The sequence below is a fragment of the Brevibacillus nigriterrae genome (assembly GCF_049846925.1).
Taxonomy (GTDB): Bacteria; Bacillota; Bacilli; order Brevibacillales; family Brevibacillaceae; genus Brevibacillus_H.
The window spans coordinates 33,340-58,500 of the sequence record NZ_JBNCMT010000029.1; the positions used below are offsets into that span (position 1 = coordinate 33,340).

Genomic DNA, 25,161 nt, shown 5'->3' on the forward strand with positions numbered 1-25,161 from the left:
AGTGTTGGGCATACTCCTTTGTGGTGAGATTTTTCACCAAAATCTTTTCATCGGAGGAGAGAAGGTATGACTGCTCATTTAGGCGCCCATGAGGTTATGGAAGTACATGAGGTTCTGACATCCGAGATCAACGACATCAATACAATGCAACTCTATCGCCAACATGTAAGAGACACCCAACTTGCTGGAATTATTGACAAGCAACTGCAATTTGCTGTGCAAGGCTACAATCAACTTGTCCAATCAGTTCAAAGCAAGGGTATGCAATCAGCAGTTCCTTATCGTGCTCCAAAAACAGCAACTCCTACATATGGATTACATCAACCGCCAAGCGTTTCTCCAGCAATGTCTGTCAATGCAATTGATGACCGTGATGTCGCAAGTGCAATTCTTGACCTTCACAAGTCAGGGGCAGGCAAAAAAATGATCGCATCACTCGAATGTGCTGATCCACAGCTTCGTCGTACCCTTCAGCAATCGGCTGTGAATTGCAGTGAACAAGCATATGAAGTCTGGCAGTACATGAATCAGCAAGGCTACTATCAGGTTCCCACCATGAAAGAAATGACTACCAATACAATGATCAACACGTATCAGCCAGTAGCCGGAACCTTCCCGACACACATGACTCCATATGGTACGTCTGAAATCTACAATAATTTCGTTTCTCAAACAAATCAGCCTGCATTTGGATCACATGTATCCCCGGCAGGAACAACTCCCACGGATTATTCATATGGCAATTACTCTTCCAATGTACCACCTACCTATCAGGCGGGTGGTGTGAGCCCGCAATTGACATCACAAGTGCCTACGAATATGAACAAACAGCGCTAAGATCAAGTTCGTTACAAAAGAAGCCAAGGCGAAGGAGCCTTGGCTTTTTATTTTGGAAATGCTTTTTTTTGACAAAAGCTGTTTCAGTACGTCGCTTGATTTCAAACTCATAATTGAATGTGAGATCATTATCAAGTTCATAAGTTGTAAAATTAGAAAATCATTTCTTTATTGTATTATACTTCCATCATCTAGTGAGTACGTGCAAGAGAAACCGAAGAAAGTGTCATTTCATGTACATCTATCTGTTTTTATAGTAAAATTATTTTTGTTCCCGAACTGGTATATTCTTACAAACACTTCTCGTAATGCCTTCATTCGTCATTCCAATCTGAATAATTAGCGAGGTCGTTGAAGTGAATAAAGACCAGTCTCTTCTCAAAAGCAGTTTTTTCCCGTTTATGAATACAGACCAATCCGCATCTTTTATGGTTGACCAAAATGCCGAGTTTACCGGGTGGAGCCACAAATTTTCCACGTTACTTGGCATTGATCTGGTTGGAGTAAATTTGTATGATCTCGTTGCTCCAAACCATAAAGAAGCGCTTCAAAAGATATTGCATCGAGTTGTAAATGGGGAACAGCAAAACATCGAGATTCAGCTAATAGATGAGAAAGGAATTCATATTCCTTTTTCTCTGGCTTTTGTGCCTTTATATCACAAGGAGAGAATCATTGGCATCAACGGTTTTGCGGAAGTCAAAGACATACATTCTCTTTTCTATTTTGGTAACGATACAGTGAACCGGTTAATCGCTGACCACTCCACAGACTTGATCGCTATAGTAAATTTGGACGGACAAATCCACTATGCATCGCCATCTCATCGAACGATTCTCGGTTACGTTCCCAACGATTATAAAGGTACTGACAGTTTAGAATACATACACCCGGAAGACAGGGAGAAGGTAATAGAATTTACGAAGCTGGTAATACAACAAAGAAAAGAAAGTATAACAGAGTTTCGCTTTCAACATTCAGCGGGGTATTGGACAGTCATTGAGAGCAAGGCGTTTCCCATTCTTCAGGAAGGTGGTCACGTACATGCAATTGTCTGGATCGGTAGGGAGATTACAGAACGCAAGCTGGACGAACAAAAAATAAATTATCTAGCTTACTACGATCCATTGACTGACTTGCCGAACCGCATGGCATTTCGAGAACGTTTGGAACAGGAGATTACCAAGTCGGGAAATGATGGGTTTGCCGTACTATTTCTCGACATGGACCGATTTAAGTTGGTAAATGATGCGCTGGGGCATCCCAAAGGTGAATTGCTGCTAAAAGATGTAGGGAAACGAATCTCCGAATCATTGAAGGAACGGGATTTGGTTGCCCGTATCTCATCAGACGAATTCACCATTATTCTTTCCGATACATCTGTGGAGGAAGCGAAGACAGTGGCTGATACAATTGTTGAATTGTTTCATTTGCCTTTTTATTTAGAAGGACATGAATTTTTCATTACGGCAAGTATCGGCATCAGCATTTATCCAACAGATGGTACAACAGTCGATGATATTGTCCGCAATTCCAATACAGCCATGTATCACGCAAAAACAAACGGGGGTAATGGGTATCAGTTTTATGCCCCAGCCATGAACATCCCATCGATTGAAAGACTGACACTGGAGAATCAGCTCCGAAAGGCACTTGAGAGAGAAGAACTTGAAGTTTATTACCAGCCTCAGGTAGACCTGGCAACGGGGCGCATGATGGGGCTAGAAGCATTAATTCGCTGGAATCACCCAGAGAGGGGAATGATTTCTCCCGCTGTTTTTATTCCATTGGCGGAAGAAACGGGATTAATCCTTTCATTAGGGGACTGGGTGCTACGCACAGCTTGCTCTCAATTAAAAGCTTGGCATGATGCAGATATGCCTCGGATGCCTGTTTCTGTGAATCTCTCGCCTCGTCAATTTCTCAAGAAAGATCTGGCAGAGTCAATTCATCGAGCATTGGATGAATCAGGCTTGGACCCGCAGTGGCTTGAGCTGGAGATAACAGAAAGCGTGCTGATGCAAAACTCTGAGACAAATATTGCCATGCTGAGACGTATTCGAGAGATGGGAATTCGAATTTCCATTGACGATTTTGGGACAGGCTACTCGTCTTTGGGCTATCTGAAGCGTTTTCCGATCGACAGTCTCAAAATTGACCAGTCCTTTATTCGGGATATGATCACGAATCGGGAAGATGCTGCTATCGCAACTGCAATCATCTCACTCGCTCATAATCTGAATTTGAAAGTGATAGCAGAAGGGATTGAAACAGAGGAGCAAGCACTATTCTTGCGTTCTCAGCGCTGTAATGCGATGCAAGGTTACCTATTCAGCCCACCTATTCCTGTAAAAGAATGCACTTCCATCCTAGAACAAGAGAAAGTTCTATTAGCCATTCAAAAAGAAGATTAAATCAAAGTAGAGAGAAATATAAAGGGAGTGTACAACACATGAAATGGATGCAAAAATCCATGATTATGGCTTTGTCTGTACCGCTGCTATTTACAGGCTTCATGCCCAAAGCATCGGCATGGGAAAGCAAAGCTGTTGAAAAGCTGAATCAACAGCAACAAAGTTATGTAACAGGTGAACTGATCATTAAATACAAGGACGACTCAATCGGAATTCGTAAGAGCAAGTACTCTCAACAGGTTCAGGTAAAAGAAAGAATGGCAGATATGGAGCTGGTGAAAGTACCAGCCGATACGCTCACAGAGGTCGCGAGTGAAATTGCTAAGGACCCGAATGTTGAGTATGTGGAGCCAAACTACATCTATCGTGTGGCTGCATCAGATGACCAACCGCCGGTTAACGATGAACGGTACAAGGAACAGTGGGGACTCCCGGCAGTAGAGGCACCTGCTGCTTGGAACAAACTTGGACTTTGGGAAGGACCGAAGCTTGACAAGGTGGTCGTTGCCGTTGTCGATACGGGTGTATCGGTTAATCATCCTGATCTAGGTGGACGAGTACTGAACAATGGTTACAATGCCATTGACGACAATCAAAATGTAAATGACGTCCACGGGCATGGTACGCATGTATCTGGAATTATTGCAGCACAGACGAACAATGAGATCGGTGTTGCAGGGGTAACAGGTACTGCTCCTATTTCCATTTTGCCAATCAAGGTTTTGGACGATAATGGTTTCGGTACTACTGTTTCGATCGCGAAAGGTATCGATAAAGCAGTTGAACTGGGCGCCGATGTAATCAACATGAGTCTTGGCGGTCAAGGATACAGCAAACTCATGCAGGAATCCATACAAAAAGCAGTGGATAAGGGTGTTGTTGTCGTAGTTGCTGCAGGTAATTCAAGTGATGATGCAGATGGCTATTTCCCGGCAGGTTATCCTGAACCAGTAACGGTAGCATCGAGTAACTCCAAGGGGAACACATCGGATTTTAGTAATTTTGGAAGTCCGATTGATTTGATCGCACCAGGCGAAGATGTGTTAAGTACAGTTACAGACGGTGAATACGAGTATTATAGTGGAACATCCATGGCTTCTCCTTTCGTCGCAGGGGCTGCAGCTCTCGTGAAGTTGACTCATCCTGACTGGGATGTGCAACAAATTCGCACGGCATTGGAGAACACAGCCAAAGACATCGACAAACCTGGGTTCGATGCGAGTACCGGGCATGGCTTATTGCAGGTGAATCAGGCATTAAGCTATGGTGAAAATGCACCTCTGCAAATTGTCAAACCTAGCCAGGGCACACAAGTATTCGGAAAGGTAGACTTCCAGATCAAGGTGAAGGCTGCGCAAGCAACACAGGTTCAGCTTCTTTCCAACAGCAATAAAGTTCTCGGAAGTTATCCGGTTGTGAACAATCAAGCTAATTTTGCGTGGGATTCTGCGCAGGTATCTGACGGAAATCAGCTTCTCTCCATTCGTACACTGGATGCGAGTGGTCAAGTGATTGGACAAGCGGAGACACTTCAACTGAGAGTTTATAATAAAGACACAGCAGGCATCAAAGTGCAAGTAACAAGCCCGGATGGCAAAATTGCACAAGGTGCTTTTGTCCAAGTACTTCGCTACGTGGATTACGGTAGCAAGTATGATGACGAAAACGGCAGCAAGGGCTACTACAGAACGGTTCTGCGCTCTTATACCAACGGTCAGGGTATCGGTATTATTCCTGCGGGTGTAATTCTTAAAAATGAAAAGTACCTTTTGGTAGTTGAATACTACGATTCTGATCTGGAAAAAGAATACGTTACGTACCAACCACTCCAGGGAAATACAGGGACGCTTGCCCTCGATTTTAGTCAAACCCAGGAAGTGTCCGTCCAGGTAACAAAGGATGAGATGGCTTATCAGACGGATCATGCAGATTTTTACTTCACACCGATGATCGATGGCGCAGAGGTGGATCGCCTGACGATTCGTACATCTGCGGATGAAAAAGGCAATGTGAAAGTAAATCTGCCGCCGGGAGACTACACAGCATTTGCGGTACGCAATGGGGAGCAAGGGCAAAATTATTTGCTGCAGCAATCAATCCATGTAGAAAAAGAGACAAAAGCAGTTGCATTCGATATCTCCAAGACGAAAAAACTGACCTTTGCACTGCCAAAATGGGCAAGCTCTGCCGAGTTCTACGCAGAGACAGGCTCTTACTATACGTACGGCATGCATGTTGGTAATGGGAAATCCATTCTGATGTCACCTCAAGTACTTGAGTACTACTGGATCGATCTCAAACAAGAAAAAGATGACATGATCTGGTTCTATTCTCTGAGAACGGATGAAGAACTCGACGTAACGAAAGATCAGAAGCTCGTCATTCCATCGAACCCTGAGATCAAGCTGGTTGAAGATGAAGATGATGAGGATTATGAAGACGATGAGGGGACAGAAGACGATTCGAAGGATGAAGAAAGAATCTACCATCCAGGAGATTTCTTGCGTTTACCGTTCATTGTTTCATTTGGAAATAACTTCGAACTAAGATATGTTGAAAATATTCCTGCTGATGTTTTTAAAGAGTTGCAGCAAAATGCGATATTGGTGAAAGAACAGAAGGACGAAAAGACACGATTCATCGCAAAAGACCACGCTGTAATTGCTCCGAGCGAGGATGATGAGGAAGAATTCGAAGAGGCAGAACCGACCATCATCATGACAAACGAGCAAGGCCAGGAAGTGTGGCAGGAAGCGGGTTTCCGCTATTTTGAGATTCCGTCCAACTACAATATCACTGCAGGAAAATACAAGATCGACGTTGACTTCACAAAAGTACCGTTGCAAATGAAAGAGCCACGCAAGACAGTCAAAGAGCTAAAGCTTGAGCTGGAAGGAAGCACAGCGCAAACACAGGTTGCTCTCGTCTCTCCTGACCGCCAGCCTGTCCAAATGGCTGATGTATATGTATTAGACAGTGAACAAAAAGTTGTAAGTAGCGATTATTATTACCATTGGGATGACGAGACAGATTACGAAGAGGCTTCATTCAATCTGGACGACTTGAAGGTCGGTGAGAAGTACACATTCCATGTGAATGGAACTCTCAAAGACAATACACCGTTTATGGTGGAGAGAAGTATTACAGTTCCTTCCAATCGTTTTACACTGGATTTATCTCAAAAGAGTACCAAGCCATCAAAAGTAAAACTCCCTACCGATGATGATCTGTATTTAACAGTGGCGAAAGGTGAGTATCATTTACCGGTCTACGATTACGAAAATGGCATTGCGCCAGAAGCTTGGATCGATCCAGGAACCTATCAACTTACTGCGATCAAGAAGTTGGGAGAACAACAGTTTATCTATCGCACAGATATGGTGATAGATAAGCCGAAAGTGGAGATCGAAGTGAAGCCTGATTTCTCCGCAATGGATAAAGTAACGATCGCAAGCAAAGGAAAAGAGAATATCCAGTGGATGCTCGGAGTCTTGTCTGAGGAAGAGGAAGACGAAGATGATTACGAAGAATACTCCTACGTAGTATTTGAATTAACTTCGAGTGACACCCTGTACTTGCCGAAAGAAAACTTCCAATTCCGTTTGGCCAAAATGCAAAGTGAAGACGGAATGACGACAGGTCTGTTCTATGATGCCAAGCCACGCAAGGTGAAAGACGGATACGAGTTTAAAGTTGACAGCAAGCTGACTGCTGGACTTAAGCTGGAAGAGAAAAATGCTTTGCCGGGCAAACCAATCCATGCTGAGGTACTTGTCCAAGACAGCTACAAAAATCGCCTGAATGAAGTGGTAATCATGGCAGATAACCCTGCAAAGGATATCCAAGTGCCATTGAAGCTGACAGTGGACAAACAAGGTAAATCTGTTATCTATGCATTTGATGCAAGCAAGCGGGAATATGAACCGATTTCATCCCAGGATATTATGCCTGTGCTCACACTGGAGCAAGACGGTAAGATCCTGGCAGAAAGCAAAGAGAGCGATAACTGGTATGAGGGATCCATTCAGCTTCCGGCAGATGCAGCAAAAGGTACCTATACACTCAAGTGGCAAGTTGATTTACCAGGTGAACTGTCAGCAGAGACTGAAGTAATTGTTCCTGAGATGAAACGATACACATTCAAGGAACTACTGGCGGATGACAGCAAACTGTTTAAAGAACTGACTGAAACGGTTCCAATGGATCAAATCCTCGTCTTCTTTAACGATGAATACATCGATACACTCGAAGAGCTGATCGAAGAAGATGAATTGGACGAGTTGTTAAAAGAAGATGAAGCGAACGACCATGAAAATATTATTGCGGTTGTCCCCGTTCGTGAATAAATCAAGTGAATAAGTATTTGAAAGCTGTCAGAACTGCTTCTGGCAGCTTTTTTTCTCAGAAGAAAAAATTCCGCATTGACCTAGGGACGAGTTTCTTACATAATTTAAACATAGACATCTGATGACCAGATATTTCGAAGACTAAGTGTGCGCTCAATTTGAAGGGAGAGACTAAGATGGCTTTAGACCCAAAAATTCGTCAAGAATTAGCGTCAATCGTAGGTGATTCTTACTGTTTGGATACACCAGAAGCACTTGTTGCTTATTCATATGATGCTACCCCAATGAAACAATCCTTGCCTGACATTGTGGTGATCCCTGCTAACACAGAAGAGATCAGCCGTGTAATGAAAGTAGCCACTCGCTACAAAATTCCGGTAATCACTCGTGGAGCTGCTTCCAACCTCTGTGGTGGTACTGTGCCTGATAAAGGCGGAATCGTACTGTCCATGCATCGCTTTAACAAGATTTTGGAAATCGATGAGGCGAACCTCACTGTTACTGTGCAAACAGGAGTAAAAACCAAAGCGATCCACGATGCGGTTGAAGCGATTGGCCTGTTCTATCCACCAGATCCATCCAGCATGGTTGTCTCTACAATCGGGGGAAATATCGCACTTGGTTCCGGTGGTCTGCGTGGACTGAAATACGGCACAACCAAAGACTACGTCATTGGACTGGAAGCGGTTCTGCCGAATGGGGATATCATTCGCACTGGCGGCAAGCTGATGAAAGACGTAGCAGGCTATGACGTAACAAAACTTCTTGTTGGTTCAGAAGGTACGCTTGCCATCATTACTGAAGCTATTCTGAAGCTCATTCCGAAACCTGCGAGCAATCGTGTCATGTTAGCGATGTTCGACGAATTGACTCATTCCGCGAAAACGGTTTCTGACATTATCGAAGCGAAAATCATTCCAGCAACATTGGAGTTCATGGACCGTGGAACCATCCGTGTGGTTGAGGATTTCAAAAAAATTGGCCTGCCTGATGTAGGTGCTATCCTTGTGATCGGGCAAGATGGAGATAAAGAAACAGTAGATCGCGACATGGAAAAAATGGCGGAAATCTGTAAGAAAAACTTTGCCATTGAAGTGAAAGTGGCAAACTCTGAAAAAGAGGCAGCAGAAGTAATGATTGCTAGACGCAGTGCATTGGCAGCGCTTTCTCGTTTGCGTCCTACAACCATCCTGGAAGACGCCACTGTGCCTCGTGCATCTGTTGCCCCAATGGTTGAAGCAATTCAGGAGATTGCAAAGAAATACAATGTTGAGATTTGCACATTTGGCCATGCTGGGGACGGTAATTTACATCCAACTTGTATGACAGACTCCCGCATTCACGAAGAAGTAGAGCGTGTAGAGCAAGCGTTTGAAGAAGTGTTTGCTGCAGCCATCAGCCTTGGCGGTACGATCACTGGAGAGCATGGAATCGGTACAGTGAAAGCACCTTACCTGGAGTGGAAGCTTGGCGAAGCAGGCATTCAATTGATGAAAAATATCAAGGCAGCATTCGATCCTGATAACCTCTTAAACCCTGACAAAATGTTCGCTAGACAATCACGTAAAAGAGTGGTGATAGACAATGCTGCAAAATAAACTCAAGATGACCCTCGATTACGAGGAATTGTCTAACTGCATGCGATGCGGTTTCTGTCAACCTGCATGTCCTACGTTCCGTGAAACGGGCTTCGAGGGTGCTTCTCCACGTGGCCGTATTGCGTTGATGAAAGCAACAGTGGACGGAATCTATGAGCCGGATCAAGACTTTATTGATCAAATGAACCTTTGCTTAGGCTGCCGTGCTTGTGAGCCAGCATGTCCTGCCGGGGTGCATTATGGTCAGTTAATCGAGCAAGCACGCGAAGCAATCGAAGACCATGCCAAAGAAACCAACAAGTATCCTGCATGGATCAGGTTCATTCGTACAACAGCATTCAAACACGTTTTTCCACACCAAAAACGTCTTTATAAACTGGGAAAACTGCTGCGTTTCTATCAAAAGTCGGGTATTGGAAAGATTGTTCGTGGGACGGGTATCATGAAAATCTTGCCGAAACACATGGCCGAGATGGAAGAAATCTTGCCAGAAGCTACAAATGTTGGCCTTGTTGAATTACTTGGCACGCATGTTCCTGCCAAGGGAAAAACAAAGGTAAAAGTAGGTATGTTCCACGGGTGTATCATGGACGTCTTGTTCCATGGCACGAATGTAAACACCGTTGAATTGTTGACTCATGCTGGTTGCGAAGTGTTAATTCCAGCAGACCAGAACTGCTGTGGTGCGTTGCATGCTCATAGTGGTGAGCGTGCGATTGCCCGTGAACTGGCGAAGAAAAATATTAAAGTGTTCAAAGATGCAGATGTAGACCTGATCATTTCCAACGGTGGTGGTTGCGGTGCCATGCTGCAAGAGTATGATCACCTGCTGAAAGATGATCCAGAGTGGAAGGAAGATTCCAAATGGTTCGCGAAGCGGGTTCGTGATATCAGCGACGTGCTCGTTGAACTCAGTGAAAATCTGGAGTGGAAGCCACTGAACAAGCGCATCACTTATCAGGATTCCTGCCACTTGCGCAATGGTATGAAAGTAATCACTCCGCCTCGTCAGTTACTTCAATCGATTCCTGATGCCAAATTCGTGGAATTGTTCGAAGCAGACAGATGCTGTGGTTCTGCGGGTATTTACAACGTAGTACAGCCAGAAATGTCTGGTCAGATCCTGGAAGAGAAGATGGAGCATGTGGAACAGACGCAAGCAGACATCCTCGTTACGGCAAACCCTGGTTGTCTCTTGCAGATGAAGCTGGGTATCCATCGTGCGGGTCTGGAAGGCAAGATGGAAGCTGTGCATATCGTTGACCTGTTGGCACAGCAGTTAGTGAAGAAGCAGTAAGATAGATCGGAGAATATAGTAACACTCAAATGAAAGCCATCCTTGTTCATCATGAATGAAGGTGGCCTTTTTTTTATTTTCTGATCTGTTATACTTGCCATAATAGTAAAAGTCTCCCAGTAAAGAGGGGTAGAAAATGAACCGATTTGATCAGATTAGACAGAAATTGGACTATCTCAAAGAACTTGACGCTAGGTATAAAGTGTTTTATTCAAAGCGGCATAGATATCAGTTCAATCCGGTACTTACGAAAGAAGAAATACAATTATTTGAAAATAAATATGCAATCAGCTTGCCCGAAGATTATAGAGACTTCCTCATGAATGTTGGAAACGGCGGGGCAGGTCCTTCTTACGGACTGATCCCACTTGTTGAGTATAACGATGTTACCGATGAACCGATTAGCCATGAATCTTTAGCTAAACCATTTCCATATACTTCTGATTGGAAGAATCACGACGATGAAGAAGATCTTCGAGAAAACGATCGGCAAGGGACGATTACGCTTTGTGACCATGGCTGTGGAGTATATCATATCCTGGTCATATCTGGTCCTGAAAAAGGGAAGGTATGGTATGATGCACGTTGCGATGGGTATGGGATGGGAAGAGTGGCGAACAGTTTTCTTTCTTGGTACGAAGACTGGTTAGATCGTGCCATCAAAGAGATAGAAGAGCATCGGAAAGTAAGAGATATATTCGAATGCACAATCGATCACGTATCTGGATCTGGTTATGGCCGTGAAGTCAAAATAAAAGTAAACGAGGTCAGAACCGATATCTTCTTCCACTACATAGAACATTCAGAGTTCCTTCAGCCAGAGTCAAACGAAAAGTCTAGAATACTTCAAGAAGGTGATCGTACGAGCATTTGTCTTTACATAGAGGAGCCAGAAGAACTCAATGTTGTAAAGCAAAACAAGAATAAGTATGAATACCTTCATCATGAAGTAAAATCAGTTATTTTAGTCAGTGGTGAAATAACAAAAATCTTTAATGATTCATCACTTTCTTGCTTTATTTACCAATTAGGGAAGGAAGTTTTGATTTTAACCTCTAATGCTAGCACCTATTCTGTTGGACAATTAGTAGAGATTAAAGCACGACTTCAAGGAGAAATCTTTAAGATTGAGAAAAAGCATCTCTATTAACAACAAAACTCAATTGAAAAACGCCTTCGTTCATCTTGGAACGAAGGCGTTTTATTATCTTTTTTTTCGAGTAATCTTGAGTCCAATTCCCAAGAGTAGCGATGGGAGAAAACAAACGATGAAGTTAAAAATGAGCTGTACTGAATGGCTGTTGATTGAAAGCATCTCGCCCAACGGTCGAATGGACAAGTAGTACAGAGAGAAAAAGACCCAATCGGATTGCCCTTCACCGGATAAGAAGGACATAGAAGACCACATGATCAATCCAGGTACTGCAACTGTGGCGACAGAAAGCCAGTCATGACTAGGTGAGGCCAATCGGTTGAGCTTTGTGCCTGCCTTTATATAATAGACAACAACAAGTAGAAGAACAGCAAATAAGTAGGCATACATGCCGATTGACAATGGGTGCTCGTATGGGGAAAAGGCTTGTAGCATCAGAAAAGAAGCAATACAAGCTAGAACATGGTACATAAAGGCCTTCATTGAGTTTTGAAACATAGAAATCCCCCCCTTTTTTTCTGCCTTATAAGTGAGACGTTTTATTCCGTCTGATCGTTTCTTTCTTAATTCTTCCAGAGGAATGTTCGGGTTTTCATCATGTAGTTAATACTATGCAAAGATGAATTTCCGAACATTTAGATAAGGATGATAAGTGAAAAATCTTGATAATACTGAAATCGCTTACACTTTCTTAAGTGGAATGATTTGTGAATAATGTCACAGATTTATGAACAATCAATCTGCTGTGAGTCCCGTCACAAGGGAGAGTTGTCTCATCGTTTATGATCTGTGTATCACAAGATGAACTGCTAAGAAAATTAACAATGGAGGGAAATAGATATGTTCTGTTATCAATGTGAACAAACGCCTACTGGCGGCTGTACGGTGATGGGGGTCTGTGGTAAGAACGAGGACCTCGCAAGTATTCAAGATACAATTATTTTTGGACTAAAAGGAATCGCTGCCTATGCTACTCATGCACGTCAGTTGGGATACATCGATCCAGAGGTAGACGGTATCACTCAGGAAGCTCTCTACTTCACGTTGACAAACCATAACTTCAATCTTCAAGAACATCTCGAGATGGCGATGAAAGTGGGAAAAGCAGCAATCAAAGTGATGGAGCTTCTCGATAAAGCTCATACGGATCGCTTTGGTGTACCTCAGCCGGTGAAAGTGTCCCAAAACAAAATTGAAGGAAAATGTATCGTAGTAACGGGCCACAACCTTTTTGCACTAGAAGAGCTGTTGAAACAAACAGAAGGAAAAGGCATCAACATCTACACACACTCCGAAATGCTGCCAGCTCATGGATATCCAGAATTGAAAAAATATCCGCACTTGAAAGGCAATATCGGTAAAGCGTGGTTCGACCAACGCCGTCTGTTCGAAGAGTTCCCTGGTGGTATCCTTGCCACTACCAACTGTGTTATGCCAATCAAAGGCACGTATGCAGATCGCTTCTTCTCTTATGAAATTACTGGTCTTGAGGGCGTAACCAAAATTGAAAATGACGACTTTACGCCATTGATTGAAAAAACACTTTCCTTGCCAGAAGCCAATATGGAGTCTGATCAAACCTTGTCTACTGGCTTCCACCACAATACAGTGCTCGGTATCGCACCTGAAATCGTTGATGCAGTGAAAGCAGGCAAAATCAAGCGCTTCTTCGTCATCGCAGGCTGTGACGCACCTGGTAAAGGTGGAGAGTACTATCGTGAGCTGGCAACTTCCTTGCCACCAGAAGCAGTTATTTTGACAACATCCTGTGGTAAGTTCCGTTTCAACGATGTGGATTACGGTACAGTACCAGGAACCAACATCCCTCGCTACATCGATTTGGGACAATGCAACAACTCCGTTTCTACCATCAAGATTGCAGCAGCATTGGCAGAAGCGTTTGAATGCAGTGTTAACGAACTTCCTGTAAGCATCGTATTGTCCTGGTTCGAACAAAAAGCTGTTGCTATCCTGCTCGGATTGTTCAGCCTTGGTATTCAGGATATCCGCATCGGTCCAAAACTTCCTGAGTTCATTCAGCCTGGTGTGTTGTCTGTACTGCAAGACTTGTTCAGCGTGAAGCCGATTGGCAATGCACAAGAAGATATGAACGTAATGTTGGGAACTGTAAGAAACTAATATCAGATAAAAGCAGGCAATCACATGGTGGTAATCTACCGTGTGATTGCTTTTTTTATAGACAAGCCCAAACAAGTCTAAGCTAGTACATAATTTTTCTCTTTTCAATCGGTCTAATACAAGATAAAGTATAGTCATGCACATCTACAGAAAACAAATGTCCGTCGTGAGTGGATAGGGGGATAATACAAAGTGAACGTTTGTAAATTTGGCGGGACTTCCATGGCTTCAGCAGCACAGTTTGAAAAAGTGTATGAAATTATCAAAGCGGATCAAAACCGAAAAATTGTTGTCGTTTCGGCTCCAGGTAAACGAAGCAAGGAAGATACCAAAGTTACAGATCTGCTGATCGCCTGTGCCACCAAGTATTTGGTGGATCAAGAGGCAGAGCAGGAATTGCAACGGATTATCGGCCGCTATCAGGAAATCGCTGACGATCTGAGGCTGCCATTTGAAATAATGGAGCGCATCACCAACGATTTACGTGCTATTTTAAATATGGATGTATCCAATCCGGAAGCATTCCTTGACGCCATGAAAGCAGCAGGAGAAGACAACTCAGCAAAACTGTTGGCTTGCTATCTGCAAAGCAAGGGATTGGATGCTGAATATGTAAATCCTCGTGATGCGGGACTTCTGGTAAGTGACGAATTCGGAAATGCGCAAGTCCTTGAGGAATCCTATGCAAGACTTGCTGAACTCAAGCAACGTTCTGGAATCGTAGTGTTCCCCGGTTTTTTTGGCTATTCTTCAAAGGGTGCACTCGTTACTTTTTCTCGTGGAGGTTCCGATATTACCGGCTCTATTTTGGCAGCAGCCGTCAAAGCGGACTTGTATGAGAACTTCACAGACGTAGATTCGGTCTTTGTGGTGAATCCTACCCTGATTGCTAACCCACGCAAAATCAATGAAATTACGTACCGTGAGATGCGAGAATTATCATATGCCGGTTTTTCTGTATTCCACGAGGAAGCACTGCTCCCTGCGTTTCGAGCGGGAATTCCCGTTTGCATCAAAAATACCAACAACCCAAGCGCACCGGGAACAATGATTGTCTCCGAACGTCATCCGCAGAACAATCCGATTGCGGGTATTGCCAGTGATGCCGGTTTTTGCAGCATCTATGTCAGCAAGTATTTAATGAACCGTGAAATTGGCTTTGGCCGCCGACTTCTTCAGATTATTGAGGACGAAGGATTGTCCTACGAGCATACACCGTCAGGAATCGATAACATTTCGGTCATCCTGCGAGAAAACCAACTGGATGCAGAAAAAGAAGCTCGTGTCCTCAGTCGGATGAAAGAAGAGCTGCAGGTTGATGATGTCTCGATCCAGCACGATTTGGCACTGGTCATGATCGTTGGGGAGGGGATGAGAAGATCCATTGGTATCTCGTCCCGTGCGACGACTGCTCTGGCACAAGCGAGTGTCAACCTGGAGATGATCAACCAAGGCTCATCTGAGGTAAGCATGATGTTCGGTGTGAAAGCAGAGGATGCCGATAGTGCCGTAATTGCGTTATACCATGAGTTTTTCCTGATTTGATCAGATAGAATGGTAAAATGCCCGGAAGAGAGATCTTCCGGGCTTTAATGTGAAGCATGCCATGAGTACATCGTCTTATTTAGACGCTGGCGGATTGATTACCGTGTTCGGAGGAATGGGGACCTTCCAGTTTTCATTCGTGTACCGTTTCTGAATCGTCTGCATGGAAAGAGTTAGCTCACCAGGATGATCAGGTAAGCCTTTAACAATCAGAGGCTCGACCAACTTTGTTTGAGATTCATTTCCTTCTGTAAATACGTTCTCGAAGTCAATTTCAGTCTCGTAGCGCTTCCCATTCTCATCAGTAAGATTCCAGTTCGGGAATTCCGACTCCAAAAGCTGTCCTTCTATTAGAATGATCGTCAGTTTTTCATTTGAAACGGGATCAGTACGCGTACTTACATTCTTAATTGTATAAGTGCCGCCGTCTTCCTCATTCTTGAGAGTGACTGGGCGCTTATTTATTTCATTTGGAGAGAACTGAATTGCGAAGTTGGATGCTTCTGTAACCTGGACAGCATCGAGAACAAAGAACAGTTCTTCCGGTTGAGACGAAGTTGAATAGGCACCATGCCAACTAGCGGTCCCGATTTCACTTGGGGGACCTTGTCTGAAGTAGATCGTCCGTGTACCTTTAAACGGCTCTGATCCAGCAACAGTTTCTCCCTGTTTGTTGACAATTCGATAATCAAAGGAATATCCTCCAATGCTTACCTCATCAGCCTTTCCCGTAACTTTTGCAGCCATTTTTCTGACTCGCTCTTTTTCAGCAGGTGTTTCTCGGGTAAGAATATCTAGACGGGTAGCACTTGGCGTATACGTTACATTTTCAAGAGTAAAAGCAATTCCCGATGGAGAAGTATAGACAGCCTGAATTGGTTGACGGTTGGTTGCAGCGATGCTTTTCGATATATCCACCTGCGCATCCAGCTTCCAGGTGCCTTTAACCGGGTTCCTCTCGTTAAGCTCTGTAATATTGAGATGAACGACCAGGTTGTTCGGTGGATTGGTTAGGGCAAATGTTAAATCTGCATAGTCTGCTCCGCGAGAAAAATTATGGCTTTCTGTAATTATATTCCCAGCCTGATCGGTTACATATATCTTGTTCGCAGGGGAACGTGGGATGGCCAAATCTTCCATATTCTTCCCATCTTTGTCCTTCAATAAATAAGTAACAACCAAACGATTGGGATCGGCTATGATTTCCCTGACATGAAGGGAAATGCCTTTGTCACTGACGACTTTATTGACCTCATTTGAATAGCCTTGTTCTGCCGCTGTTTTCAATCCAAGCTCGCCACCAACCCTCGTGATGAAAGACGAGAGGAAAGCTGCAAAGGTAGGAGAGATAAAGGCAGATGTTGTAAAGACCAGTAACAGGGCTGCAGCGGCGGAAACAAAAAGATTTCGCATCGTTTTTTGCTTTTTGTGTTGAGCAGCTGGTGGCATCTGGCTAAACGATCCTTGAACTGGATACGGGGTAAGCTGGTCCAGAATATTTTCGGTAAAACCGACAGGAAGAGCTGATTGATTGAAATAAAGTGTTTCAGTCAGTGTTTTGTTTTCTTCAAGGATCATTGAGATTAAGTGTTGGCACGAAGGGCAACTGTTTACATGTGATTCAAAGGCATTTCGTTCGTCAGGGGTAAGTTCGTTATGAACGTATTGTTCTGCTTGTTTTTCAACTGAAACACAATTCATCGCAATTCGCCGCCTTTCTTCGTTGTTTGAAAGTGTTCTCGAAGCATTTGTTTCGCACGATGCAAACGGACTTGCACAGTATTTACGGAGAGTTTACATATCTCACTTATTTCTTTATAGGTAAGATCATCAATGTAGCGTAGGAGCAAAACCAGTCGATAATTCTCAGGAAGAGAGTTTACCAGAACGGATAATTCCGTTTTTGACTCATTTGTTAAGTAGATTGTCTCCGGACTTTTGGTTTCAGCTATCGTATTTTCTTCAAGCTCGATATGAAGATTCACCGTTTTCGATTTTCTTCGTTTCAAATCGAGACAGTGATTAATGGCGATGCGATACAACCAGGAAGAGAATTTCCGGCTCTGATCATAGCTGTGCAAGTAATGGTACGCTTTGATGAAGCATTCTTGTGCTACGTCCTGTGCATCTTGCGGTGGCTCTCCCATGCGAACAAGCAAATAATAAATCTTGTCTTTGTATTTATTGATGAGGTGAGCGTAAGCCTGCTTGTTGCCTTGCAAGACCTGATTCACCCACATTAGATCGTCACTCATCGAATTCCTCCTCATTCGTTTTGAAGATATCTTCACCGTTACATACTCCATATTCTTGGTAAATCTTACAACAATCAGGAAAAATTTTTCAATCTAGCCTCTTACTGCTGTTTGGATCATCTTCTGCTATTATTTTTTATATAATGAAACGCATCATGAAGGAGTTTTTGGTATGTATATTGTCGTTGCTCCGGATTCTTTCAAGGGAAGCGTAACTTCCATTGAGGTTGGGACAAAAATAAAAGAGGCATTCCTTCAAGTGTTTCCCTCCGCTCAAATCGATGTAATCCCAATGGCGGACGGTGGCGAAGGGACGCTGGATGCCCTGCTGTTTGGTACGGATGGGCACAAGGTTGAATTGAATGCAACAGGGCCACTTCTTGATTTGGTGCCGACCAACTATGGTGTTTTGGGACATGATCAGATTGTCGTGATCGAAATTGCCGCAGTGGCAGGTTTGCCGATGGTGCCGAAATCAGAGCGAAATCCGATGAATACTTCTACAAAGGGGATCGGAGAAGTTATTTTGCATGCCCTTGATCAGGGGCATCGTCAGTTTATTATCGGTCTTGGCGGAAGTGCGACAAATGATGGCGGGCTGGGGATGCTACAGGCATTGGGTGTAACCTTTCTCGATCATGAGGGACAAGTTGTACCACCAATAGGTGCATCGGTAGGAAAAGTGAAGAAAGTAGATTACTCGACAATGGATGTCCGCTTGCGAGACTGTCGAATTCAGGTTGCTACCGATGTGACGAATCCACTGTGCGGGAAGCAAGGCGCGTCGTATGTATTCGCTCCGCAAAAAGGGGCTACTCCAGAGCAAGTTGTGCAGATGGATGAAGCCTTGCAAAGCTATAGTGAACTGATCCATGCTCATTTGCAGCAGAAATGTAGTGAGCATCCCGGAGCAGGTGCAGCAGGCGGGTTAGGATTTGCTTTCCTGACATTGGGAGCAGAGCTTTTACCGGGAGCACAGATCGTAGCAGAGGCAGTTGAACTGGAAGAGAAGCTCAAACAGTGTGACTGGGTACTGACAGGAGAGGGACAAAGCGATTATCAGACGGCTTTTGGCAAGGTTCCTTTCTATATCGGCAAGCTGGCAAAGCAACACGGCAAGCACACAATTCTTTTATCGGGTTCTTTAGGGAAGGGAGCCGAGCAGCTTCACGAGGTCTTTGTCAGCATTCACTCAATTGCTCCGGGTCCTGTCAGCCTGGATGAATCGATGGCAAACGGTGCGACCTACATTTTTGACGCTGCTCACAATATAGCCCGGCTAATTAACGCAACCATTACGGGAAACCAATAGAATTTACATACGTACCGAGAGAAAGAGGAGAGAGACGATGAAACCACGGATTTTCGTAACAAGAAGGATTCCTGAACAAGCACTTTGTTTGTTGCGTGAGCAGTGTGAAGTATCTTTATGGGACGAAGAAGATGTTCCCGTTCCACGAGATGTGCTTGAGCGAGAGATAGAGAATGCTGACGGTCTTTACACCTTGCTTACCGAAAAAATCGATGCCCCTTTATTGGAGCGTGCCAAGAAGCTCAAGGCAATCAGTAATATGGCAGTGGGATACAATAATATTGACGTGCAATCAGCGACGGAGCGGGGAATTATCGTCACAAACACACCGGATGTTCTCACGGAGACGACGGCTGATCTGACATTTGCTTTGTTAATGGCGACTGCAAGGCGACTAATGGAAGCATCGTATGTACTGCGGGCGGGTGAATGGAAGACATGGTCGCCGATGATGCTGGCAGGGCAGGATGTGTATGGAGCTACAATGGGAATTATCGGCTTGGGGAGAATTGGGGAAGCCATCGCGAAACGAGCAAAGGGCTTCGATATGAAAGTGCTGTATCACAACCGGTCACAAAAACCGGAAGCAGAAGAGCGTTTGGGAATCATTTATTCCGATATGGATGAGCTTTTGCGTACCTCTGATTATGTTGTGATCATGGCACCCTATACACCAGAGACCCATCACCTGATTGGGGAGCGGGAACTTGATCTGATGAAAAAAACGGGTATCCTGATCAATACGGCTCGTGGCGGGATCGTTGACGAACAGGCGCTGTATGATGCACTGGTAACCAAGCGTATCTGGGCGGCAGGACTGGATGTCTTTGAAGTGGAACCAGTATCACTCGATCATCCTTTGCTTACATTGCCCAATGTGGTGACGCTTCCGCATATCGGCAGTGCCAGTATCGCAACAAGGGTAGGCATGGCAACACTTGCTGCCGATAACCTCCTGCGAGCAGTCTTGGGCCAGACACCGAAGCATGTCGTAAATCCAAAAGTTCTTTCGTAAAGTATAATCTACATCACACTTTTCGCGTTCTCTCCACGTTATAATGCAAGTATCAAAGGAGGTAGTGAAAATGTCTGTAACTTTTACTGGTTCTGATAAAATTGGTGAAGTCGTTGCGAGATTCCCGGGAGCAAGCAACATCTTCAAAGAATATAGCATCGATTTCTGCTGCGGCGGTAACCGTTCTCTTTCTCTGGCACTCAAACAGCAAAACATCAACGAGGAAGAACTGCTTGCGAAATTGAACCAAGCGTATGATAAAGTGGTTGACATGTTTAGCAGCAGCCGTGACTGGCGTGAAGCTTCTTCCGCTGAGTTGATCGACCATATCGTGAACACGCACCATGCTTATCTCAATCAAGAATTACCACTTCTAAGCGAGTTCGTAACGAAAATTCTTCGTGTACATGGTCCGGCTCACGAGGAATTGGCGCAGCTTCACCGCTTGTTCCACAACTTGAAAATGGAACTTGATCAACACTTGATCAAAGAAGAGACGATTTTGTTCCCACTTATCCGCGAGTATGAACAAAACCCTTCTGAAGAAGTTCGTGCCAAAGCTGCAGCACAATTGGACGAGATCGAGAGCGAGCATACAGGCGCTGGTGACATCTTGAGAGAGATGCGTGCGATTACAAACGACTATCAACTTCCAGAAGGTGCTTGCCGTACGTATACACTTACTTTCCAAAAGCTTGTTGAATTGGAGTCCGATTTGTTCCAGCATATCCATTTGGAGAACAACATTCTGTTCCTTCGTGTGGCTGCTCCTGCGTGCGGCTGCTAAGGTAAGGTCAAAATCCCAGCCTCTTTTAGCGAGTCAAACTCGTTGGAAGGGGCTTTTTACATTGTTTTTTACTTTAAGGAATTCCAGCTTTTCTTATTTATCATTAATTTGTAGATTTACTGTAACAATCATTCCTCAACCAAGAAACAATTCTATTTATAATCTAATAATCTCATACTTAACATTTGCTTGAGATATAAATAATGAAAAGTTTGGTGATGGAAATGCAGAGTAGTCGACATCCAATAGGAAATGTATCTGGAAGTGTAATCGATTATAATGAAAATCCGTTTATCGTTATTTGGGAGGTGACAAGAGCCTGTCAACTGAAGTGCCTTCACTGCCGGGCGGATGCTCAGCTTACGCCAGATCCTAATGAATTAAGTCATGAAGAAGGCATTAAACTAATTGATCAAATTTATGAAATGAATAATCCAATGTTTGTTTTTACTGGCGGAGACTGCATGATGAGGGAAGACCTTTTTGATTTAGCTGATTATGCTGTTAAGAAAGGTATGCGTGTATCCATGACACCAAGTGCAACTCCAGAGGTCACAAAGGAGCGAATGGAGCGGGCAAAAGCTGTAGGTCTATCCCGTTGGGGGTTTAGTCTCGACGGACCCAATCCAGAAATCCACGATTATTTTAGAGGTACTCCAGGACTTTTTGACTTAACGCTTGAAAAAATTCGCTACTTGAATGAACTGGAGATGCCGCTACAGATTAACACAGTGATCTCACGTTTTAATTATGATCAACTTGAACAAATGGCCGAGTTAGTAAAAGACTTGAATGCGGTCATGTGGTATATATTTCTCCTCGTTCCGACGGGAAGAGGTCAAGCCAAGGATTGTCTTACCCCTGCTGAACATGAAAAGCTGTTTATCTGGCTATATGAATTAAGCAAGACTGCACCATACGATATTAAAACAACCGCAGCACAGCATTATCGACGAGTCGTACTACAGCAAAAGGTACGAGAACACAAGGTTGATCAAGGCGAAATATACTATGAAGATACATTGACGAGGGATAAGGCATCTCTCATTGACGGCCTGAAACGAGCACCAAAAGGAGTAAATGACGGAAACGGGTTTATCTTTATTTCACATACTGGCGATGTTTTTCCAAGCGGACTTTTGCCTATCAAATTAGGGAACGTCCGGGAAACCCCATTGCAAGAAATTTACCGAGAGTCACCCATTCTAAAAGAAATACGCAACCCTGACTTATATAAAGGAAAATGCGGTGTATGCGAGTTTCGATATGTTTGTGGAGGGTCTCGTTCCAGAACCTTCGCCATGACAGGAGACTATTTGCAAAGTGAGCCATTCTGTGTTTATATACCAGAAGCTCTACGGAAACAGGACAATCGTAAGTTGATATTGTAAGAAAGTGTTCCAGAGGACAACCAGACACGCAGTTCCTGTACGTGTCTGGTTGTCCTTCCTATTTTCATGTTCCCCAGATATCTCGAAAACCTGCTTCATATGTCGTTGGAAATGAAATATGTTCAGCCGTAATTATTTATACATTCGGTATTTCGTGGAGTTTAAGTTGAAAATAAAAAACAGCTCCAAGCCGATAGAATAGTCATCGCTACTCAGCAACATCCGGTTCAGGAATCTATAGATCAGTTGACCAGACGATGCTCTTTCACATATTGCTCGGCCTCTTCCTGGTTGCTAACTCCCTCAAAGGGAAAGCTCCCCTTGTAGTTTACTTCCTTTAAAAAGGTATTATGAACTATACTATATTTATACAATATTTCAAAAAAGCGTAAAACAAAAGAATATGACACATTTACATATGAATGGGGTATAGCATGATCGTTAACAAACAAGAATTTTGTGTAAATAGGCTGAATTATACTGTGCGATCTGCTGTCGAAAGCGATGCGAAAGAGCTGTCTGACCTACGATTGCAAATTGATGGAGAGACTGAAAATCTGGACAGAGAAAAGGGTGAGGGGTTCATTGATGCCCTCGGTTTTGAACAACTGATCAAAGCAGATACCCAAAATAGCAGGACCTTGTTTTTAGTAGCGGTCGTTCAAGATCGAATTGTGGGGTTTTCCAGATGTGAAGGACTCATAAAGTAGAATTCGGAGTTTGTGTATTAAAAGATTTTTGGGGATACGGGATTGGGAAAAATCTCTTAAAAGAATCAATTGTTTGGGCTGATACCAATGGGATTAAAAAAATCACGTTGAATGTGTTAGAGACGAATGAAAATGCCGTCAGTCTTTATAAAAAGCTGGGCTTCGAATTAGAAGGTATCTTGAAAAATGACAAAATTCTATCAGACGGTAATTACTACAATACAATTGTAATGGGAAGATGGAATCCATAAAAAAATCCCTCCTGCCTGATGCAGAAGGGGGCGATTCACTATTTTGTTACCCTTTTTTGATCGACCATTTCTTGTATGGCTTTTCGCTCGTCGTCTGGAACCATTTTCACGGTTATTGTTTGCGGGTCAACTGCTGCACCCTCTTTTACTTCGGCTTGTGCTGCCGCAATCGTTGGTCCTGCTGCGATATCGGCTTCTCTTTCATAAAACTCAATCGTATATTTCTTTGCTTTTTTTTCCTGTTTTTCAATCACTTCTTTTGAAACCAGTTTGACTTGCTCTTCGGAAATCCCCACTGAAGTTTGTACCATGACAATGTATGAGGCTGGTGTCTTTTTTGACTTGATTACCTTATAAGTAGGAATTGTCACTTCATTACCAGCACCACATGCTGCCACGAAGAGCATCAAAACCAATAGTGTTACAATCCAACGCATGTTTTTCACATTTTCACCTCTGTTCCAAGTCTATCTAATCGAAAATTATATCATTTTGGGACGGGGGAAACAAAATGTTGCTCTTTAATTTTCCTTCGGTGGACCCGACGACAATAAAATAAGATTATAGACACCACGGATTTTTGGGTCGGTGTTAGTAATCATTATCGAGTAATCATCAAATTTATACACCATTTGGTTTAATGCGTTACTGTTTAAGTACGGCTTGTTTCCGAAGATTTCAAAAATCTGTTCTTTTGTTAAAGGTTCAAATTGAACGGATATGGTTAAAAGAAGTTGCTTCCCTTTATGTTTCTGAAGGTAATATCGATATCCGTTGCGATCGAAATAACTAGTATTCCAAGTTGCTGAGGTAATCTCCTCGTCTTTTATACCATATTTATTTTGCACATCTTCCTTTGTCATGTTTAGAGGAATATCACTGCCCAAAGTACCTTCATGGATATGTTCAGAAATATAGCTAAGGTATTGTAGAGCGTTCTTTTGAGACTCTAGGGGTTTGTATTTGCCAACAGCATTCATAGTAGCTCCATTATCTATTTGTGCTAGTGCTGGAAGTAGTAAATACATTAAAAACCCAATTCCTAGTAAAATTTTATTCATACAAAAACCCCTTACCATTGGTTATATGAATTCATGGATTATTTTACCACAGTACTATGAGTAGTCTAGCTCAAACACGCTGAATGATTGAACCCTTCGTTCGCTAGCCATCGTGAAACCATCGATGAACATGCAAAAGAAGGATAATTAGGTATTTCGACTTTTTGAAAGGAATGATTCGAAAATGAACAAGAAAATATCATTAATCCGTTCTACCAATTTAGCTGACGTTGACTATGCCTACGCAAGTAGAGTACCTGCTGGCTTGGATTTACTGTTTATGGCTGGAGCCTGTCCTCTTAATCAAGACGGAGAAGTACTTGATGTAAATGATTATGAGCGTCAGGCATATCTTTGTGTAGAGAATCTCAAGGAAGCATTGAAGGAGTGTGGAGCTTCTCTGAATGATGTAGTATATACGAGGGTTCTCGTAGCCTCTCAAGATCGGTCCGATTTGGTTACCGCATGGAAGGCAATTAGAAAAGAGTTTGGTGACCATGACGTCCCAAGCACCCTATCTGGAGTTACGGTACTGGGATATCCGAATCAGTTGGTGGAACTTGAAGCGGTTGCGGCGGTAAAAGGTCAGACAGAATAAACCATTACCTTGATTAGGAGTGTTTATTATTATCATCACATGTGATGTTTTTTGTAGTATGGGATATGTATACTTACAACCACCAAGTACTGATTTTATGTCATACATAGATGCCAAAGAAAACAAAATAAGTAAATACATCGATCCAAGTTTACTCGAAATCCCACTGATTACTGACAATGAAATAAGTAGGTTATTTGAGGGTATGCAACAAATGATCAAGCCCTATCATTTAGTGGTCGGTATTGAGAGTGAGCAGGAGTATTGCAATGATTTAGATGGTGAAGGGTACATGAATGGTATAGAACTTAGTTTATCCAAGGAAAAATTTATAGATTTAATAAGTAATGGTGCATTCAAAGTTTATAACACAGAATGGAAAGGGCAGTTGTTCAACATTGCTACTTTTGACGTTCACAAGCTTCAACCTCTGTTTGTACTGAATGGCTAGG

19 protein-coding genes and 1 pseudogene are annotated in these 25,161 nt (G+C 43.3%); 15 read left to right on the top strand and 5 right to left on the bottom strand.

Going from position 1 to position 25,161, the window contains the following annotated elements; genetic code table 11:
* Positions 1 to 66 precede the first annotated feature (66 nt).
* From ACPW7N_RS19605 to ACPW7N_RS19630, 6 genes are all read left to right on the top strand, one after another.
* Positions 67 to 837 (top strand): spore coat protein, encoded by a 771-nt coding sequence (locus ACPW7N_RS19605; protein WP_425652844.1) that lies wholly within the window; start codon positions 67 to 69, stop codon positions 835 to 837.
* Positions 838 to 1,193: 356 nt separating this feature from the next.
* Entirely contained in the window at positions 1,194 to 3,251 is a 2,058-nt protein-coding gene (locus ACPW7N_RS19610; RefSeq protein WP_425652845.1) for a putative bifunctional diguanylate cyclase/phosphodiesterase, read from the top strand.
* A 38-nt stretch (positions 3,252 to 3,289) separates the two neighbouring features.
* The gene (locus ACPW7N_RS19615) at positions 3,290 to 7,597 is read left to right on the top strand and encodes a S8 family peptidase (RefSeq protein ID WP_425652847.1); all 4,308 of its coding nucleotides are present in this window, start codon (positions 3,290 to 3,292) and stop codon (positions 7,595 to 7,597) included.
* Positions 7,598 to 7,773: 176 nt separating this feature from the next.
* Positions 7,774 to 9,195, top strand: a complete 1,422-nt coding sequence (locus ACPW7N_RS19620) for an FAD-linked oxidase C-terminal domain-containing protein (protein WP_425652848.1) — start codon at positions 7,774 to 7,776, stop codon at positions 9,193 to 9,195.
* Positions 9,182 to 10,492: a (Fe-S)-binding protein gene (locus tag ACPW7N_RS19625; RefSeq protein ID WP_425652850.1), complete on the top strand. Its 1,311-nt coding sequence runs from the start codon at positions 9,182 to 9,184 to the stop codon at positions 10,490 to 10,492. The genes ACPW7N_RS19620 and ACPW7N_RS19625 overlap by 14 nt, the downstream gene beginning before the upstream one ends.
* Positions 10,493 to 10,628: 136 nt before the next feature.
* A complete protein-coding gene (locus tag ACPW7N_RS19630; protein ID WP_425652852.1) occupies positions 10,629 to 11,642 on the top strand; it encodes an SMI1/KNR4 family protein in 1,014 nt (337 codons plus the stop codon).
* 54 nt (positions 11,643 to 11,696) lie between these two features.
* Here the strand turns inward: ACPW7N_RS19630 and ACPW7N_RS19635 are convergent, their stop codons facing one another.
* Entirely contained in the window at positions 11,697 to 12,143 is a 447-nt protein-coding gene (locus tag ACPW7N_RS19635) for a hypothetical protein (protein ID WP_425652853.1), read from the bottom strand.
* A 342-nt stretch (positions 12,144 to 12,485) separates the two neighbouring features.
* On the opposite strand from ACPW7N_RS19635, the gene hcp reads away from it, so the two are divergent.
* Both hcp and ACPW7N_RS19645 read left to right on the top strand, forming a co-directional pair.
* Positions 12,486 to 13,784, top strand: coding sequence for a hydroxylamine reductase (hcp, locus tag ACPW7N_RS19640; RefSeq protein WP_425652855.1), 1,299 nt, complete (start codon positions 12,486 to 12,488; stop codon positions 13,782 to 13,784).
* Positions 13,785 to 13,976: 192 nt separating this feature from the next.
* Positions 13,977 to 15,329: an aspartate kinase gene (locus ACPW7N_RS19645; protein WP_425652856.1), complete on the top strand. Its 1,353-nt coding sequence runs from the start codon at positions 13,977 to 13,979 to the stop codon at positions 15,327 to 15,329.
* A 75-nt stretch (positions 15,330 to 15,404) separates the two neighbouring features.
* On the opposite strand, the gene ACPW7N_RS19650 is transcribed toward ACPW7N_RS19645, so the two are convergent.
* Positions 15,405 to 17,030 (bottom strand): DUF4179 domain-containing protein, encoded by a 1,626-nt coding sequence (locus ACPW7N_RS19650; RefSeq protein WP_425652858.1) that lies wholly within the window; start codon positions 17,028 to 17,030, stop codon positions 15,405 to 15,407.
* The gene (locus tag ACPW7N_RS19655; RefSeq protein WP_425652859.1) at positions 17,027 to 17,584 is read right to left on the bottom strand and encodes an RNA polymerase sigma factor; all 558 of its coding nucleotides are present in this window, start codon (positions 17,582 to 17,584) and stop codon (positions 17,027 to 17,029) included. Before ACPW7N_RS19655 ends, ACPW7N_RS19650 begins: the two co-directional genes overlap by 4 nt.
* A gap of 172 nt (positions 17,585 to 17,756) precedes the next feature.
* Here ACPW7N_RS19655 and ACPW7N_RS19660 point away from each other — a divergent pair, with 172 nt between their 5' ends.
* From ACPW7N_RS19660 to ACPW7N_RS19680, 5 genes and pseudogenes are all read left to right on the top strand, one after another.
* A complete protein-coding gene (locus tag ACPW7N_RS19660) occupies positions 17,757 to 18,896 on the top strand; it encodes a glycerate kinase (protein ID WP_425652861.1) in 1,140 nt (379 codons plus the stop codon).
* 37 nt (positions 18,897 to 18,933) lie between these two features.
* Entirely contained in the window at positions 18,934 to 19,911 is a 978-nt protein-coding gene (locus tag ACPW7N_RS19665) for a 2-hydroxyacid dehydrogenase (protein ID WP_425652862.1), read from the top strand.
* 70 nt (positions 19,912 to 19,981) lie between these two features.
* Positions 19,982 to 20,698, top strand: a complete 717-nt coding sequence (gene ric, locus ACPW7N_RS19670) for an iron-sulfur cluster repair di-iron protein (protein ID WP_425652863.1) — start codon at positions 19,982 to 19,984, stop codon at positions 20,696 to 20,698.
* Positions 20,699 to 20,922: 224 nt separating this feature from the next.
* On the top strand, positions 20,923 to 22,089 hold the full coding sequence (locus ACPW7N_RS19675; RefSeq protein ID WP_425652864.1) for a TIGR04053 family radical SAM/SPASM domain-containing protein: 1,167 nt from the start codon (positions 20,923 to 20,925) through the stop codon (positions 22,087 to 22,089).
* Positions 22,090 to 22,523: 434 nt separating this feature from the next.
* Positions 22,524 to 23,050 (top strand): annotated as a pseudogene (locus tag ACPW7N_RS19680) (GNAT family N-acetyltransferase).
* 38 nt (positions 23,051 to 23,088) lie between these two features.
* Here the strand turns inward: ACPW7N_RS19680 and ACPW7N_RS19685 are convergent.
* Entirely contained in the window at positions 23,089 to 23,487 is a 399-nt protein-coding gene (locus ACPW7N_RS19685; RefSeq protein WP_425652865.1) for a hypothetical protein, read from the bottom strand.
* Positions 23,488 to 23,571: 84 nt separating this feature from the next.
* Positions 23,572 to 24,111, bottom strand: a complete 540-nt coding sequence (locus ACPW7N_RS19690) for a hypothetical protein (RefSeq protein ID WP_425652866.1) — start codon at positions 24,109 to 24,111, stop codon at positions 23,572 to 23,574.
* Between the two features lie 184 nt (positions 24,112 to 24,295).
* Here ACPW7N_RS19690 and ACPW7N_RS19695 point away from each other — a divergent pair, with 184 nt between their 5' ends.
* Positions 24,296 to 24,709, top strand: coding sequence for a RidA family protein (locus ACPW7N_RS19695; protein WP_425652867.1), 414 nt, complete (start codon positions 24,296 to 24,298; stop codon positions 24,707 to 24,709).
* Between the two features lie 58 nt (positions 24,710 to 24,767).
* Positions 24,768 to 25,160 (top strand): hypothetical protein, encoded by a 393-nt coding sequence (locus ACPW7N_RS19700; RefSeq protein WP_425652868.1) that lies wholly within the window; start codon positions 24,768 to 24,770, stop codon positions 25,158 to 25,160.
* Position 25,161 lies beyond the last annotated feature (1 nt).